This is a genomic window from Petrotoga sp. DB-2, from assembly GCF_054051725.1.
Genome location: NZ_JBSVZD010000001.1, coordinates 172,172 through 188,523, shown reverse-complemented (window position 1 = coordinate 188,523; position 16,352 = coordinate 172,172). Strand labels below are relative to the sequence as shown.

At 30.7% G+C, this 16,352-nt stretch carries 16 protein-coding genes; 9 read left to right on the top strand and 7 right to left on the bottom strand.

What is annotated here, in order from left to right:
- The 7 genes from ACW9JY_RS00900 to ACW9JY_RS00870 form a co-directional block, all read right to left on the bottom strand.
- The gene (locus ACW9JY_RS00900) at window positions 1–288 is read right to left on the bottom strand and encodes a DUF370 domain-containing protein (RefSeq protein WP_012207955.1); all 288 of its coding nucleotides are present in this window, start codon (window positions 286–288) and stop codon (window positions 1–3) included.
- Between the two features lie 126 nt (window positions 289–414).
- Window positions 415–1,299 carry a YicC/YloC family endoribonuclease gene (locus ACW9JY_RS00895; RefSeq protein WP_457283023.1) on the bottom strand — a complete coding sequence of 295 codons (885 nt, stop codon included), beginning with the start codon at window positions 1,297–1,299 and terminating at the stop codon, window positions 415–417.
- A gap of 37 nt (window positions 1,300–1,336) precedes the next feature.
- A complete protein-coding gene (locus tag ACW9JY_RS00890) occupies window positions 1,337–2,470 on the bottom strand; it encodes a cysteine desulfurase family protein (protein WP_457283022.1) in 1,134 nt (377 codons plus the stop codon).
- A gap of 19 nt (window positions 2,471–2,489) precedes the next feature.
- On the bottom strand, window positions 2,490–3,842 hold the full coding sequence (locus ACW9JY_RS00885; protein WP_457283021.1) for a sensor histidine kinase: 1,353 nt from the start codon (window positions 3,840–3,842) through the stop codon (window positions 2,490–2,492).
- On the bottom strand, window positions 3,802–4,476 hold the full coding sequence (locus tag ACW9JY_RS00880) for a response regulator transcription factor (protein ID WP_457283020.1): 675 nt from the start codon (window positions 4,474–4,476) through the stop codon (window positions 3,802–3,804). The genes ACW9JY_RS00885 and ACW9JY_RS00880 overlap by 41 nt, the downstream gene beginning before the upstream one ends.
- A 119-nt stretch (window positions 4,477–4,595) precedes the next feature.
- Window positions 4,596–5,942, bottom strand: a complete 1,347-nt coding sequence (locus ACW9JY_RS00875; protein WP_457283019.1) for a hypothetical protein — start codon at window positions 5,940–5,942, stop codon at window positions 4,596–4,598.
- 23 nt (window positions 5,943–5,965) lie between these two features.
- On the bottom strand, window positions 5,966–7,477 hold the full coding sequence (locus tag ACW9JY_RS00870) for a hypothetical protein (protein ID WP_457283018.1): 1,512 nt from the start codon (window positions 7,475–7,477) through the stop codon (window positions 5,966–5,968).
- Window positions 7,478–7,589: 112 nt separating this feature from the next.
- On the opposite strand from ACW9JY_RS00870, the gene ACW9JY_RS00865 reads away from it, so the two are divergent.
- From ACW9JY_RS00865 to ACW9JY_RS00825, 9 genes are all read left to right on the top strand, one after another.
- Window positions 7,590–8,180, top strand: a complete 591-nt coding sequence (locus ACW9JY_RS00865) for a DUF2179 domain-containing protein (RefSeq protein WP_457283017.1) — start codon at window positions 7,590–7,592, stop codon at window positions 8,178–8,180.
- Window positions 8,181–8,301: 121 nt separating this feature from the next.
- Window positions 8,302–8,772 (top strand): YbhB/YbcL family Raf kinase inhibitor-like protein, encoded by a 471-nt coding sequence (locus ACW9JY_RS00860; RefSeq protein ID WP_457283016.1) that lies wholly within the window; start codon window positions 8,302–8,304, stop codon window positions 8,770–8,772.
- Window positions 8,773–8,825: 53 nt separating this feature from the next.
- Entirely contained in the window at window positions 8,826–9,320 is a 495-nt protein-coding gene (locus ACW9JY_RS00855) for an adenosine-specific kinase (RefSeq protein WP_457283015.1), read from the top strand.
- 35 nt (window positions 9,321–9,355) lie between these two features.
- Window positions 9,356–9,880, top strand: coding sequence for a class I SAM-dependent methyltransferase (locus ACW9JY_RS00850; RefSeq protein WP_457283014.1), 525 nt, complete (start codon window positions 9,356–9,358; stop codon window positions 9,878–9,880).
- 11 nt (window positions 9,881–9,891) lie between these two features.
- Window positions 9,892–10,794: a cation diffusion facilitator family transporter gene (locus tag ACW9JY_RS00845; RefSeq protein ID WP_457283013.1), complete on the top strand. Its 903-nt coding sequence runs from the start codon at window positions 9,892–9,894 to the stop codon at window positions 10,792–10,794.
- A gap of 30 nt (window positions 10,795–10,824) precedes the next feature.
- Entirely contained in the window at window positions 10,825–11,412 is a 588-nt protein-coding gene (locus tag ACW9JY_RS00840; RefSeq protein WP_457283012.1) for a hypothetical protein, read from the top strand.
- Between the two features lie 90 nt (window positions 11,413–11,502).
- Entirely contained in the window at window positions 11,503–12,009 is a 507-nt protein-coding gene (locus ACW9JY_RS00835; RefSeq protein WP_457283011.1) for a ferritin-like domain-containing protein, read from the top strand.
- A gap of 57 nt (window positions 12,010–12,066) precedes the next feature.
- On the top strand, window positions 12,067–13,191 hold the full coding sequence (locus ACW9JY_RS00830) for an exonuclease SbcCD subunit D (RefSeq protein WP_457283010.1): 1,125 nt from the start codon (window positions 12,067–12,069) through the stop codon (window positions 13,189–13,191).
- Window positions 13,188–16,322: an AAA family ATPase gene (locus ACW9JY_RS00825; RefSeq protein ID WP_457283009.1), complete on the top strand. Its 3,135-nt coding sequence runs from the start codon at window positions 13,188–13,190 to the stop codon at window positions 16,320–16,322. The genes ACW9JY_RS00830 and ACW9JY_RS00825 overlap by 4 nt, the downstream gene beginning before the upstream one ends.
- Window positions 16,323–16,352 lie beyond the last annotated feature (30 nt).

The following is a 16,352-nucleotide window of genomic DNA, read 5'->3' as shown; positions in this document are numbered from 1 at the left end:
TTATAATACTTCCTTGCGTATTTTGTCTAAAACTTTTTCAATGTCATAATAGTTCTGCAAAAATCTATTGGTAATTGTTTCTGGTTGGATTGCGCTGGCTATAACATGGCCAGAGTCGGTTATTATAAATGCTCTAGTTTTTCTTCCGTGGTTTACCTCTAATAGCTTTCCTTGTTGCTCTGCGATTTCTTTTAACCTTTTTAAGGGTTGAGAAGTAGGGGAAACAATGGCTATAACCCTATCACCAACAACGATATTTCCAAAACCTATGTTGATCAATCCATACATGAAGAGCACCTCCACCAGCAAAAATATTTAGCTTAGATCCATCCTTCCATCAAATATCTTTAATATACAATCTATCCGTACTCCTTTACGATATTTTTGATCATTTACCATAATTCAATAAATAATTTAATGAAGATTTTGAACTTGCTCTCGAATTTTATTAACTAGAGTTCTCCCTTCCAAGGAAAGGTTAGTTATATCTAAAATTTTTGACTTGGAGGCGATCGTGTTAAATTCCCTATGCATTTCTTGACAGATAAAATCTAGTTCTTGCCCAATACTGTCTTTATTATTTTCATTTTCCAAGAAATTGTTAAATCTTTTAATGTGGCTTTTTAGCCTGTCTAATTCTTCGCTGATGTCTGCTCTTTCTGCTAATAATACTATTTCCATTTCTAACCTATTTTCATCGATATTATCTATATTACTGATCAAAGTATTAACGTTGTGTTTTAACTGCTCTCTGTATTTTTCTTTCATTTGATGAGCGTTTTCTTCTATTTTAATAACAATATCTTCAAGTTCATTCAAATAACCAGTAAGAAAGTCTTTTAGATCTTTTCCTTCTTCCTTTTGGTACCTCAATACTGTTTCGATTACTTCTTTTAAAACTTCTTTCATGCCTTCCCAAATGTCATCGATAGTTTTTTCATCAATGGAAATTTTGACTATATCTTTGAATTTTAACAAATCTTCTAAATTAACGTCATCTGCTAAATGTAATTCGTTGATCAAATTGTTGAGGGCATTGTAATAAGCCTTAGCTAACCCTAAGTCAACATCGATTATGTTGTCTGTCTTCAATAATTTTATATCTATTGAAATTCTCAAGGTTCCCCTTTTGAAGTACTTTTTTACCAAATTTTGAATATGTAATTCTAACGGAGAAAATAAAGGTGAGATTGAAGTATTGATGTTTAGATTTTTGGAGTTGAGAGATTTTATTTCTATATTATAACTATAATCACCAATATTTTTTGTTATTCTCCCATAACCGGTCATGCTTCTCATAATTTCGCCCCCTTTATGTTTATTATACATTAAAAAATTAATAATTCAAAAAATTCAAGACATTTTTTAACTTAATCAAGAATAATTCGGCCTCATCGTCATTATTCAAGTGAGATAAGCTAATTCGGATCATACCACTTGCCTCGTCATTTTTGTATCCCATACTTTCCATAACTCTACTAAAAGATTTAATCTTACTTGAACAAGCTGAAGTGGTTGATACATAAATTTCTTCTTCTGAGAGGGCGTTTACAATAATATCTCCTCTTACATTAGGAAAGAAAAAAGCTAATGTATTTGGAACAGAATTTTTTAAGGGAGTGACTATTTTTGCTCCCATGTTTAGTAATTCGTTGGCTAGATGATCCCTAACATTTTTTATATTTGAATTCATCTTATCAAGATTTTCGGTCGATTTTTTCAAAGCTAAAGCCGTGCCAATGATTCCTGGTACATTTTGTGTCCCTGCTCGCATCCCATTTTCTTGGGAACCACCTGTTATGAAGGGAAATATTCTTGTTCCTCTACGTTTGTAAAAAATACCTACGCCTTTTGGGCCATGAAATTTATGGGCAGAAAAGGAAGCGAAATCACATTTGTATTTGTACAAATCAAAGGGTATCTTACCGATAGCTTGTACAGCATCAATATGGAAGTATGTTTCTTCATTTTTTTCTTTTATGATTTTGTATGCATCTTCAATAGGTTCCAAGGTACCAACTTCGTTATTCGCAGCCATTAAGCTAACCAGTATGGTATCCTGCCTTATGTTTTTTGACAATTCATTTAAATCTATTACTCCCTTATCATTCACATTTATATAGGATACTTCAAAATCTTTCCTTTCTAGTTGTTTGAGTGTGTTAATAACGGCAGAATGTTCTATGGTCGAGGTTATAATATGTTTGCCTCTATTTTTGTTAGCTTCTGCAACTCCTTTTAGAACCCAATTTATTGATTCAGTAGCACAAGAGGTGAAAAAGATCTCCGTAGGTAAAACTTTAAACACATCGGAAATTTGTTCTCTTGCTTCTTCTAAATCGTTTTCAATATTTACTCCAAATTGATGAATAGAGTTAGGATTTGCATAGTATTTTGTCATATATTTCAAAATCAAATCAGCAACCTCGCTCTCAACAGGAGTGGTTGCATTGTTGTCAAAATAAATCACGTTTTATTCCTCCTTACAGTTACTTCAAAAAGATCAGCGTAAAAGTACTACCTTTGTCTAATTCAGAATATGCTTTTAATTCAATATCTAACGCATCAGCTAGTTTTTTTGCTATTGATAATCCTAATCCATGGCCTTTATCGCTTCGAGAAGAGTCCACTTTGTAAAACCTTTCAAAGATGTTTTTTAATTTTGTTTGTTCAATACCAATACCATGGTCTTGTATACTTATACTCTTTTGATCAGGGTCTAATTTTATTGTTATTTCTTTTTGATTTGATGAGTATTTTATTGCATTTTCAATGAAAATTTTGAGGATTAAAGAGAGATATTCATTAGAGCTGTTTACTGTGAAATTTTCTCCTTGTATATCTATTTTGAATTCATTCAATTCTAATTTAAAAAGATTCAAAGTTTCTTCTATTACATTTTTAACATCTATACTTTCTTTTTTGATTTGATAATCGTTCTTAGTTAGAAGCAAAAGTTTTTCAACTAGATCCCTTAAATATTCGTTTGATGCTTCTATACTGTTCAGCGATTCTTCCATAATTTTGGGATCGTTTTTCCCCCATCTTTTTAGCATTTTAATGTAACCATTTATAGAAGTTAAAGGTGTTCTCAACTCATGCGAAACGTCGGAAACGAATTGATTTTGTATCTCAAAAGCATTTTCGATTCTGTCTAACATTGAATTTAATTTTTTTGCAAAGATATCAAATTCTTGAGATTTCTGTTCGGATATCCTCTTATCTATGGTATTGGCATCTATTTCAGATATTTGTTCTGCCATTTTGACTACAGGTTTGAGAGTACTTTTTGCTAAAAAATAAGATACTAACAATGATATAAAAAAACCAGACGTTATTATTACAAAGACTGCTTTTTCAAAGTTTTTCAAAAGCGCTGTTAGTTCAAGAGATGGTCCACCGACAATTAAAAGGGATGAACCAAATATTGGGACACCTGCAAAGATGTAGTACATACCATCAGATTCATAAAGATACGGTAACCTAGGAATTTTAAAATTTTCCTTTATCAAACCATATGGGTCTGAAATCAATTGTCCATCCAAAATGACTATCCTGTTTGATAATAAACTTCTTCTCAATACACTTGAATCCTGCATAATTTGGTAAAGTAATTCTATAGGATCTTGAGGATTTTTGGCATTTTCTCTGTTCAATCCACTTACATTCAATTGTGCTATATACATGTCGTTGTAACTTTGAAGTGTGAATTGTACAAAAACTATCCTCACTAGGCCAACAATCGCCAATACGATACTCATAGTAATAGCTGTGAAAACAATTGTTTGCCTAAAAATCGCACTATGTTTTACTTTTTTTCTCCCTAATAACGTAGCCAACACCTCTCACAGTTTCTATATTTTGCGCAGAATTTTTCAATTTTTTTCTTAAATAATTGATGTATACTTCAACTAAGTTGTTGTTTTCTTCATCGTAGTATCCCCAAATCTCTTCCAAAATTTTTTCTTTTGAGACAACTATATTTTTATTGAGAGCCAATAGCTTGAGTATGTTAAATTCCGTAAGACTCAAGTGAACATTTTTTTTATTCACAAGAACTTCCATGTTTTGAGGGTAAATCTCTATGTCTCCAACTTTTATCAATTCTTTAGTTTTGCCCATTCTTTTTAATAAAGCCTCTATTCTTGCCAATATTTCTTCTATTTCAAAAGGTTTAACCACATAATCATCAGCATTTTTTAAACCTTTAACTTTACTTTCTAACTCCCCTCTGGCTGTGATCATTATTATTCCAATATCATTGTCGTAATCTCTAATTGCCTCGGCAACCTCAAATCCATCTCTTATGGGCAACATTATATCCAATAATATAATATCAGGCTTAAAATTTTCATAAAGTTTTAATGCTTCACCTCCATCTTTTGCTATTTTTACGTTATAGCCTGCATGGGTTAATTCCAACTCTAAAAGCCTTGAAATGGATCTATCGTCTTCTACTACTAAAATTCTAAACATTTGTAATCCTCCCCAAAGTTGAAAATAATGTCTTTAAAAACTTTAATAGCGCCCCTTCGCCCCGCAGCCCACCCTCTAAGGAAGGTTGAATAATGGTTTCACCCTTCTGCCCAACACGGTTAAAATTCGAATGATAAACTTATAGTGTGTAAGTGTTGATGAAATAAGTAAGAAAGCAAAACCTTGCTTTTTTGAAAAGGAAAAGCGTACTGAGCTCCGAAATTAAAGTATATAGATGGTTGATTTTCTTTACTTATTGAGAGACCAAATCCTGGATATAAAGATAATTCTGAGGTTTGTTTCTCACCAAGTGTATAAGTTTTTGCAGCCACTAAATCGTAGGTTAATTCGTTTATATCTACTAAAATACTATTTAGATCTTCTATCTGACTGTTTACCTGAAGTATACCGTATAAACCAAAATTATTGAAATCTTCGTAATCGTCTAATAAAAAAGATACATTTATCAGATCTTCTTTATTTTTCAGTATAGCTCCAATTCTAACACGATCATTCAAGGTTGTTTTATAGGTAAATTTAAAGTTGTTATTGAAGTTGGAGGAGATTTTAAAGTAAGACTTGTTGAACTGCAAAGAAATACTGGATATAATCTCGTTAGAATCAAATTGATAACTTACTCCGAGGTTGGTTTTTAAATTTGAGACATTTTTTGTTTTTTCTTCGACTGTTAGGTTTTCTAGATTAAACGTAGATGTAACTAAAACACGGTATTCTTCATCTTTTTTTATCAAATAATAATTGTTAATATTTTCTTTAAAATTAACATCTGCTTTATTTATATCAAAGATCTCATAAAATTCAACTTTTTCTAGATCCGTAAGGAGCGAAAAATTTGATTCTAAGAATCCGATTGCATCCATGCTTTCAAGTGGAGAGTCGCCGTAGTTTTTTTCTAAACAGATTAAATAATCATAGAGATTTTTTGAAATTTTGTGTGAAGATGAATATGTGATCACTTTGTTTTTTCCTGCGTTATCATCCAAAAAATTGAAAAAATCTAATATTTCAGACGACAATTCGTCTTTGCCAAACAAAATTATACTATTCGAGTTGGGAATTTTTCTAACTTTTTGGTTTAAAAGCATCGGAATATTTGATATTTTTGTTATTTCTAAACTTTTGAAGTTAATCTCTGTAGCATTTTGTACTGATCCTTGAATTATTAAATCAAAATTTCCCACCAAGTATAAATTATGTCCTACTTTTTTGTATTCATAATCGGTAGAATATAAGATAATATCTAAAGCACTTTCCAAATCTAAAGTATTTATTTCTTTGGTAATTTTCCCTGAAGTGTTGGCTTTTGTTAAGATAATGCTTCCACTAACTTCCTCAAGTTTTTGTAGTACTTCTTCAAGCGGTGCTTCGTTGAAACTCAAATGAATATTTGAAAAGTAAAAAGAGGCTGAAAAGACAACTATTATTAATATTAAAACCTTTTTCAACTTTTAGAACCACCCTTTTTATTTTATCTATGGATCTTTAGTGAGTAATTATCAACTTTGATTATTTCATTGGGATTAGTACCTTTACTTGTAATAATCTCTATTAGAATTTTATCTACACCTAATTCAGTAACTAATTTCTCTGTGAATTCATTTGTTTGTTCAGGTAATAGTAATTGTTTGGATTTTAATATAATTGTGTTCCCTACCTGATTATTTGTAGTAGAATTCCATTTTTTCATGTAGATATCATAATTAACAGATGAGTTTCCAGTATTTTCTATTTCAAAATTGATTGTTATATTGTTATAAAAATCGTTTAAAATATTATTCTCCTCGATGGATACTTTTGATTCTGAGTTATATACATTATCTCCAAAATCTATTGTTACTGGAATATTAATTTTACTTAGAATCGTTGTTGTTCCTTCGTTACTTTCTCCAATTAGAGTCAAGTTAGTATAGTATTCACCGCTTAATTCAACCAAATTTGATCTTCGGTAATCTGCTATTAGTTTTGTTTCCACTCTTTGGTATTTAGGTATTGATAATTCCTTAGGGGTTATAGATAAATATTTATTGTTTGTTTTTCTATTATAAAGGCTTTGTTCGTCTGCTTCCAATTCAAAATCAAAAAAAACGTTGATCTCTAAAAAATCATTATTAACTACATCCAAAGAGAATTCTACCGGAGTCGTGATATACTCCCTAGGGCTCATTTCTTTAGGTATTTTTATATAAATTTGATTTGGATCTGAATTTACGTTAACTACATTCCTTTCTTTGTATACATCTTCTGATATCTTAAATTCTTTTTCATAAACGTATTTTTCTTGAAAATAATCTTTATAACCATAATATATCTCTGCTCTAATCTTGTATTCTTCAGGAGCTAAATATTTTTCAATAAAAATATTACCTTCTTTGTTAGTATAAGGTAAGAGATTTATAGACTGGTCTTTAAAAAGGGATTTTTGAAAAATCAATTGCTCGTCATTTAATTCATACAAAGAAAAAGTTCCCCAGACATTAACTTCCAAATTACTACTGTTGGATAGTTGTAATGGGAAATAGGTGCCTAGTTTATCTTTGCTTGAAAAAAATGGGGTATCACAATACATATCTAAAGAAATTTGCATTTTCGAAGTATTTATATCCACAATTTTTATAATAATTGGAAAACTAATTTTAGCTACCTCTGAATCTATTGGTAAATTATCATCAGCCAATACAGAAAAAGCAAGAACATGAGTACCTTGTGAAATTTTGGAACCTTTAACTAAAAAATCAACTTTTTTTGTTTTATAGGGAAGTAAACTAATTTCACTTGGATACGATACTTCAAAAGAGGAATTCTCTAAAAGCGAACTAATGTGTATATTAATTTTACTCTCTGAGTCGTTAGTGAAATAAAATGAAACAACCTTTTCTTTGCTATCTACTAATTCTACAGACTTCAAGAATGAATCAACGTTCAAAGAAAACAGCAAGTTAAAGATAGTCAAAGAAATAAAAAGTAGAATTATTTTTCGCAAAAGTATATCTCCTTTCCAAATTTTATTTATTTTTCTATATTATATCATTTAAATATGATAAGATATTTTGAGTTAACAAAAAATAATCAATATTAAAAGGGGTGAAGATGTAGTGGAAGTTTCTTCTTTTATGGAATCTACCTTTTTTTCTCTAGTAATTTTTCCCATTATAATTTTTGCTATGAGGCTTTGCGATGTAAGTCTGATGACGATAAGGATCATCTTTATCTCAAAAGGTATCAAGTTTTGGGCATCCGTATTAGGATTTTTTGAAATAATTATATGGCTTATAGCTATTTCTCAAGTTATGAATAATTTGGATAACCCTATTTATGCAATAGCTTATGCTTTGGGATTTGCTACTGGGAATTACCTAGGAGCCGTTTTGGAAGAGAAAATAGCTATTGGAACAAATTTAGTACGCGTGATAACTAATAAAGAAGCTCAACCTTTAGTTGATTACTTAAATAAAGAAGGGTTTGGAGTAACAAGTATAGATGCGAAAGGATCGAAAGGTCCTGTCAAAATTATATACAGCGTGGTTAGAAGAAAAGATTTAAAAAAGATTATTGATATAGTTAATGAATTCAATCCAAATGCCTTTTATTCAATTGAAGAAGTTCGTGGAGTGAACAAGGGGATTTTTCCTTCACAAAACGTTAATTTCAAATTTAGAAATAGATTCACTAGAAAAGGGAAGTAACTTATAAAAGTAGGGGTTTGGTTAAAGACATCAGAAGTATAGTATTTTTATGGTATAATTGTAATGCGAATTATTAAGGTATTAATTACTTAAAATTATCGTTAGAAGGAGGGATATTGATATGGCTTTAAAAATTTCCTCACCAGTTTTTAAAAATAACGATTATATTCCAAGCACTTATACCTGCGAGGGTAGGGATGTTAACCCCACATTGTTAATCGAAGGAATCCCAGAAAAAGCAAAATCTTTGGCCTTGATAATGGATGACCCAGACGCTCCTATGGGGACTTTCGTGCATTGGGTGGCATGGAACATTGAGTTGGTTGACGAGATTCCTGAAAGGATCCCAAAAGAATACTCAGTAACCCATCCGCTTTCATTAAATCAAGGGAAAAACAGTGCTCATCAAACTGGATACATGGGTCCTTGTCCTCCTGTTGGACATGGGGTTCATCATTATCACTTTAAACTTTACGCATTAGATACAACATTGGATTTACCTCAAAACACCAAAAAAGAAGATTTATTGAAAGCTATGGAAGGTCATATAATCGAAGAAACAGAAATTGTAGGATTGTATAAAAGAGATTAATCTTTAAAATTTTTAAATCTAATATCTTCGAAAAAATAATCAGGAGGCGAAAGATGGACTTAAAACTCGATGTTGTACAGTTATTTATTCCTGAAGATACGAATATAATAGTAGGGCAATCACATTTCATAAAAACTGTTGAAGATATCTATGAAAGTATAGTTACAACAAACCCCTCTTTAAAATTTGGATTAGCTTTCAATGAGGCCTCTGGTCCCCGTCTTATAAGATACGATGGGAACGACGATGAGCTGATTAAAGTAGCTATCGATAATGCTCAAAACATAGGAGCAGGTCATTGTTTTGTGTTAATGATTAAAAATGGTTTCCCTATAAACATCAAAAATCAACTATTAAATGTCCAAGAAGTACTTAATATTTTTGCTGCTACAGCGAATCCTTTACAAATAATTGTAGCTGAAAGTGATCAAGGAAGGGGTATATTAGGAGTAATAGACGGATATCCTCCAGTAGGTGTAGAAAAAGAAGCTGACAGAGAAAAAAGGAAAATGTTCTTGCGAGAAGTAACAAAGTACAAAAGGTGGTAAATTCGCTATATAGTTTATGAGATAAAGGGGAAAACATGTGGATATTTTTTACAATTTTAGCATTATTAATATTATATTTGCTTTTCTTCTGGGTAATTCCTTTTTCATTAAAAGGCGCGATATTCGATCCCAGTAGAAAACGAGATGTCGAAAAAATGGTTGATATGGCAGAAATAAAAGGAGACGAGATCTCGGTAGATTTAGGATCGGGTGATGGCCGTGTTGTTATAGCCTTTGCTGAAAAAGGTGCACAAGCTCATGGTTTTGAGATAAATCCTTTTTTAGTCTTGATTTCGAGGATAAATATTAGAAGAGCCGGATTAAAAGGAAAAGCATTTATTCATTGGAAAAACTTTTGGAAAGCAGATTTGTCTAAATTCGATATTATAACGGTTTTTCAAGTGGATTTTGCGATGAATGAATTAGAAAATAAGTTAAAAAAAGAACTCAAGCCTGGATCAAAAGTAATTTCAAATCAATGGACGTTCCCAAACTGGAAATATTCAAAATATGAAAACGGTATCTATGTTTATGATTCAAGCGAATTGCCAACAAAATAGAGGATGGTTTTATGGATCTAAATCATGAAGAAAAAGAAAGTAATCTGAATTTTAGACTTCTTCTTTCTGTTATACTGAATTTTGGAATAACTATAGCAGAGATATTGGGTGGAATTTTTTCTAATAGTTTAGCTTTATTATCCGATGCCATACATAATCTTAACGATACTACTGCAATCCTTATAAGTTATATTGCAAGGGTTTTATCAAAAAAGAAACGAGACTCAAAAAGGACATACGGTTATAAAAGGGTAGAAACACTTGCTGCTTTTGTAAATACAGAAATATTAATGGTTATCGCTGTTTATTTACTTATTGAAGGTATAAATAAATTATCAAATCCATCAATCATACAAGGTAACATAATGCTAACAATTGCTTTTATTGGGTTAGCAGGAAATTTAGCAACCGCATATTTACTGCATTCTGGTTCAAAAACAAATCTAAATGTCAGAGCTACTTTTGTTCATATCCTTAGTGATACCTTTTCATCTATATTTGTAATTATTGGGGCATTTTTGATCATTTATCAAAAACTTTATATCATTGATGCTATTTTTACTCTAATGATAAGCGGGTATATATTTGTGGAAAGTATACCACTACTTAAGAATACTATAAATATACTCTTGCAAGGAACTCCAACTGATATCGAAATCGAAAAAATAAAAACAAAGTTGGAAAAATTTGATTTCGTAAAAGATGTTCACCATATCCACATTTGGACAACCGATGGAAAAGACAAATATATGGAAGCCCATATAAGACTTCAAGAAAGTTTGGACCAAAATAAGTATGATTTAGATGATTGTATAGATGAATTAAACAAAGTTTTAAAAGAAGAATTTGAAATCAATCATACCACTTTGCAGTTTGAAAAAAATAGATGTTTGGAAGAAGAAAAAGTTACATGAGTCTCTTCAAAATTGGAGGGGGGAATATGCGTGAGAATAAATCTAGGTGATGTTTTTACCGAACCATTTAAAATAGTTGGTAAAAATCCTGTCATGCTCATACCAGTCTTTATAGGGATTATACTTACTTTACTTTTTGATGTTGTAAGATTTATGGGACCTTTAGCTAATTTGGTATCATCAATCATCATAGGTATAACCACGATGTTTTTCATCGCTTGGGTAACTATTTTATTTGATCAATATAAAAAAGGGGAAGAAATTGATCTTAAAAATAGTTTATCTCAAATTAATCAGCTTCTCTTAGAGATAATCGTGCTCTCTATTGTGGTAGGTTTTCTAATATCTCTCGGAACTTTAGCTTATGTTATCCCCGGATTAATATTAGCCCTTTTCTTAATTTTTTCTCCGTGTGCATTGGTGATTGACAAACTTTCAGTTACCGATTCTCTGAAAAAGAGTTATTCTTTCGTTTTCAAAGGAGAAAACTTTTTACAAATATTTCTACTTTTACTTGTTATTTTTCTTCTGGGAATGATCCCTATTGTTGGACTTTACTTATCAATTATTTTAGAGTATATACTTTTACCTTACATTTATGTAGAGTATTCAAAATAGTTGCTTGTTGACTGTGTGGAAAAGGTGTTTTAAATCAAATGTTAAAGATACTAAAGATAGTATCAAAATAAATATTTGGAGGTGTTTTCTTTGAATGAAAAAAAAGCTCTTGGTATATTAGAATATGCTTTATCAAAGGAATTAGAAGGAATGCAATTTTACGAATCAAAAGCAAACACGGTTAAGATTCAACAGGTTAAGGAAACCTTTAAAGAATTAAGTAATATGGAGAAAGATCACGCAGATTATATAAGTAGTCTGATAAAAGATGTAAAAAGTCATGATTATGCACATTTCTCACAACCTACCGATATCGGCCAATCTTTTTCCAAAAGAGCTACCCAAGAAATAGCTTACCAAGGTGATTTTACTGCTGTAAAATCCGATATTCCTGTATTAAGAATGGCGTATCTTATCGAAGAAGATTTCATGAATTTCTATAGCAAAGCTGCCGAAAGCGTTGAAGACGAAGAGTTAAAAAAGATACTGAATCATCTAGCCGAATGGGAAAAAGAACATAGAGATAGAATTTATACACTCTATCAAAAATTATCCAAAGATTATTGGGAACACATGGATGTCGAACCATTGTATTGAAAAATTGAAAGATTAGGGATGCAACTTGCATCCCTTTTTTAGAATTTGGAGGTAACTATGAAATTTATTCATACTGCGGATTGGCATCTTGGAAAGATAATATATTCCAACTATATGACCTTAGATCAAAAATATATTTTAGACAAATTTTTGGCATATTTATCAAAAACTCCACCGGATGTATTATTGATAGCAGGGGATTTATACGATAGAGGCATCCCTCCTTCAGAGGCTGTTAATCTATTGAACGAAGTACTTTCTAAAATTGTACTAGAATTAAAAATCCCCACACTCATAATTTCAGGAAATCACGATAGCGATGAGAGACTTGAGTTCTTGAATGGTATACTTTCTAACATGAATCTTCATATCGAAGGTACTTTAAAAAAAGAAGTCAAAAAAATCACTTTTAATGACGAGTATGGTCCTGTTAATTTTTTTATGCTTCCATATGTTGACCTTCAAAAAGCTAGTGATATATTTGAGATAAATTTTGAGGATAAAACCCAGCTTTTAAAGCATTACATTGATAGTATCGATTTGGATGAAGATGAAAGAAACGTATTGATAGCCCACGAATACATAATGGGTGGATTGAATAGCGAATCTGAAAGGCCTCTATCCATTGGAGGAAGCGAATATGTGGATCCAGACATCTTTGAAAAATTTGATTACGTTGCCCTCGGACATCTCCACAGACCTCAAAAAATTAAAAATAGTTATTACTCTGGTTCTCTTTTAAAGTACTCCTTCAGTGAAGCAAGCCATATAAAAGGGATGAACTTAGTAGAAATGAAAGAAAAAGGAAATATAAAAGTTGAAAAATTAAGCTTCAATGCGGCTAAAGATATGAAAATAATAAGAGGATCATTTGATGACATAATGAAAATGGAGAGTTCAGATGATTATCTTCAAATAATATTAGAAAACACCAAGCCCGTTTATGATGCTATAAACAAGCTGAGAGCAAAATTTCCAAATGTTTTATCTCTTGATTTTCCTAATTTAAAAACGAATGATGAAATAAAAACAAGAGATTATAATATAAAGAAAATATCCCCCGTAGATCTTTTTGAATTGTTTTATCAAGAAGTCAAAAACCAAGAACTCTCTTTTGAGGAGAAACAGATAGTGACAAGTATTTTCAACGAACTCCAAAAAGCAAGTGGTGAAGAAAAATGAGACCAATAAAATTAAAATTCCAGGCCTTTGGCCCTTTTTTAGAAGAGCAAGAAATAAATTTTAACAAATTAAGAAACGATACTTTGTTCTTAATTACAGGCCCAACAGGTGCAGGAAAAACTACGATTTTCGACGCAATCTGTTATGCTTTGTACGGAAATGGTTCGATGGGCGAAAGAGGGGATGCGATAGCCAGGTCTCATTTTGCAGATGAAAACACCGATACATACGTGGAATTTGAATTTCAATTCAAAGATAAAATAATCGAAATCTCAAGAACCCCTTCTTACGAAAGATCAAAAAAAGATGGTGAAGGGACCACAAAGCAAAATAGTCAAGCTAGTATAAAGATATATCAAAATGGTCAACTGATACTACATGAAACTGGGGTTAAAAAAGTAAATAGTAAGGTAGAAGAATATTTAGGTTTGAACTATGAACAATTCAAGCAGATAGTAATGATTCCACAAGGAGAATTCAGAAAGTTTATAACAGCCAATTCAAACGAGAGAGCAGAGATCTTTAAGAAGATATTTGACATAAGTATATATGAGCGTTTCGAACAAAAAATAGACGAGATTTTTAAAAATATAGAAAAAGGATTAAAGGCCCAACAGCAAAAAATCAAAAACATACTAGAAACAATAAACCTTGAATCAGAAGAATACAATCAATTGTTGAAAGAAGAAAATATTGACCCTGAAAATCTAATTGATCAATTAACAAAGGAAATTAGAAAAAGAGAGATTTATAAGGAAGAAACCGAAAAACAAAAATCTCAAAAACAAGACAAACTGCAAAAACTAAATATGGATCTTGAAAATATAAAAAAGGTAAATGAACTAATTGAAAAGAAAGAAACCCTTAAAAAAGAGATCGAAGAACTCCAACAAAATTCCGAGTCTATTCAAGAAAAAGAAGAGCTTCTTAATAGGTTAAAAAAGGCAAAAGAAATCCTTCCATACGAAGAAAGATACATAGAATATTTGAAAGAATTAAACGGAAAAAAGAACCAACTCAAAAATCAACAAAGTATATTAGATGAAAGTATGGAAGAAAAGCAACGAATAGACGAAAAATTACCAGAAATTGAAAAGCAATATCAAAAGATATCCGCTGTTGAAAAAGAAATTGAAGATCTCAATCAAAAATTAGATAAATACGTTGAGTACAAAAATTTAATTAAAGAATTCAATACAAAAAAGAAACTTTATGATGAAAAGGTTAGAGAAAGCCAAGAAAGAGATGAGAAGCTTTCAAAAGCTCAAAAAAAATTGGAACAAAACGAAAAATATATATCGGAAAACGAAGATATAAACGTGGAAATACTTAAAAACGAAATTATTACGAATGAAAAATTATTATCTGCAGCCAACGAATTATCTAAAAAATACACAGAATTGGTAGTCTTACACAAGGATTATCGGAAAGTAAAAAAAGAAAAAGAAGAAATAGAGATTGAAATACAAAACTTAAGAGAAGAACAAAGCAAAAAGACTACCGATTTTATAAAATCACAGGCATACCATCTCGCATCCAATCTAAAAGAAGGAGAACCATGTCCCGTTTGTGGATCTATCTTTCACCCTTCTCCTGCCAAAAGTAGTGGAAAATTAATAACAGAAAAAGACCTAGAGGAAATCAATCAAAAATTAAATGAAAAAGAGAAAAAAAAGGTAACGATACTAAAAAATTATGAAGACGTATCAACCAAATATTCACAAGAGGTATCTTTATTTAAATCGGAATACAAAAGAATTTGTGAAGAACTCCAAATTCCCCAAGAAAGTCAGAATATACACACTCATATACAAAATTTAATAAAAATGCTTAAAGATAGATTGGACCAGCAAAAACAAAAATACGAAGAAAAAATAAAAATATACAACAAAGTCAAATCACTGAAAAACGATAATAAAAAGATCAAAGAAGAAATTAGAGAGTTAGAAGAACAAAGAGAAAAGTTGAGAAAAATAATAGATGAATCGAAATCAGAAATTATAGAAGTAGCAACTAAAATTACAAATCTTAAAGAACAATTAGAAGACAAAACCCAAAATGGGATAATAAGCGAAATACAAGAAAAAAGAAAATTTATCCAAGGTATCAAAAACACTTACGAACAAAAAAGAGAAGAAGCTAACAGAATCGCAGAAATAATAAATTCTTCAAAAGGAACAATAAAAACTTTAACCGAAGATATAATTAAATTAGACGATCAAGTAAAAAATGCTGAACAAAAATTCGATCAAATGATAGAAAAAATGGGATTTGAGAACCAACAAGAATATCAAAGAATAAAAGAACAAATTAACTTAATAGAAAGTTTAGAGGATGAAGTTCAAAAGTATAAAGAAGAATTAAAGAATAAGCAGACTCTTCTCATTGATTTAGAAGAATCCACTAAAAATCTAAAAATAATTGATGAAACACCTTTAAATAATGAAATAGTGCAATTACAAAAGGAAATTGAAGAATTAATCAAAAATGAAACGAATTTAGAATATGAAATAAAACAGCTTAAAGCCACAAAAACTAATTTGGAAACCATAATAAAAGAAATAGAAAAACAAGAAAAAGAATACTCAACTATAAAGAACTTAAGAGATGTCAGCAAAGGAGATAACAACACAAGGATCAGTCTTAGTAAATACGTACTAGCCTATTATTTTGAAGAAATATTATCTCAAGCGAATCTAAGATTAAACAAATTAACAGATGGAAGATATCAGCTGCATAGATCTTCTAAGGTACTTGATGCAAGAAAGAGTGAAGGCTTAGAAATCATGGTTTTTGATATTTACACTGGAAAAGAAAGAGAAATAAAAACACTTTCAGGAGGAGAAAGTTTTAAAGCTGCACTAGCCCTTGCTTTAGGATTAGCCGATGTGGTGCAAAGCGAAGCTGGTGGAATATCTTTAGATACGATTTTTATAGACGAAGGATTCGGCAGCCTTGACACAAACTCTCTTGATAGTGCAATCGAAGTATTAACAGAGTTAAATAGCTCTGGAAGAATGGTGGGCATAATATCTCATGTAAGTGAATTGAAAGAAAGAATTAATTCAAAAATCGAGGTAATACCAGGAAAAAATGGCAGCTATATACAGACAAAGTTCTCCTTCTTTTAAATTAGCTGCCAGCTTTTCCATTTAAATTCC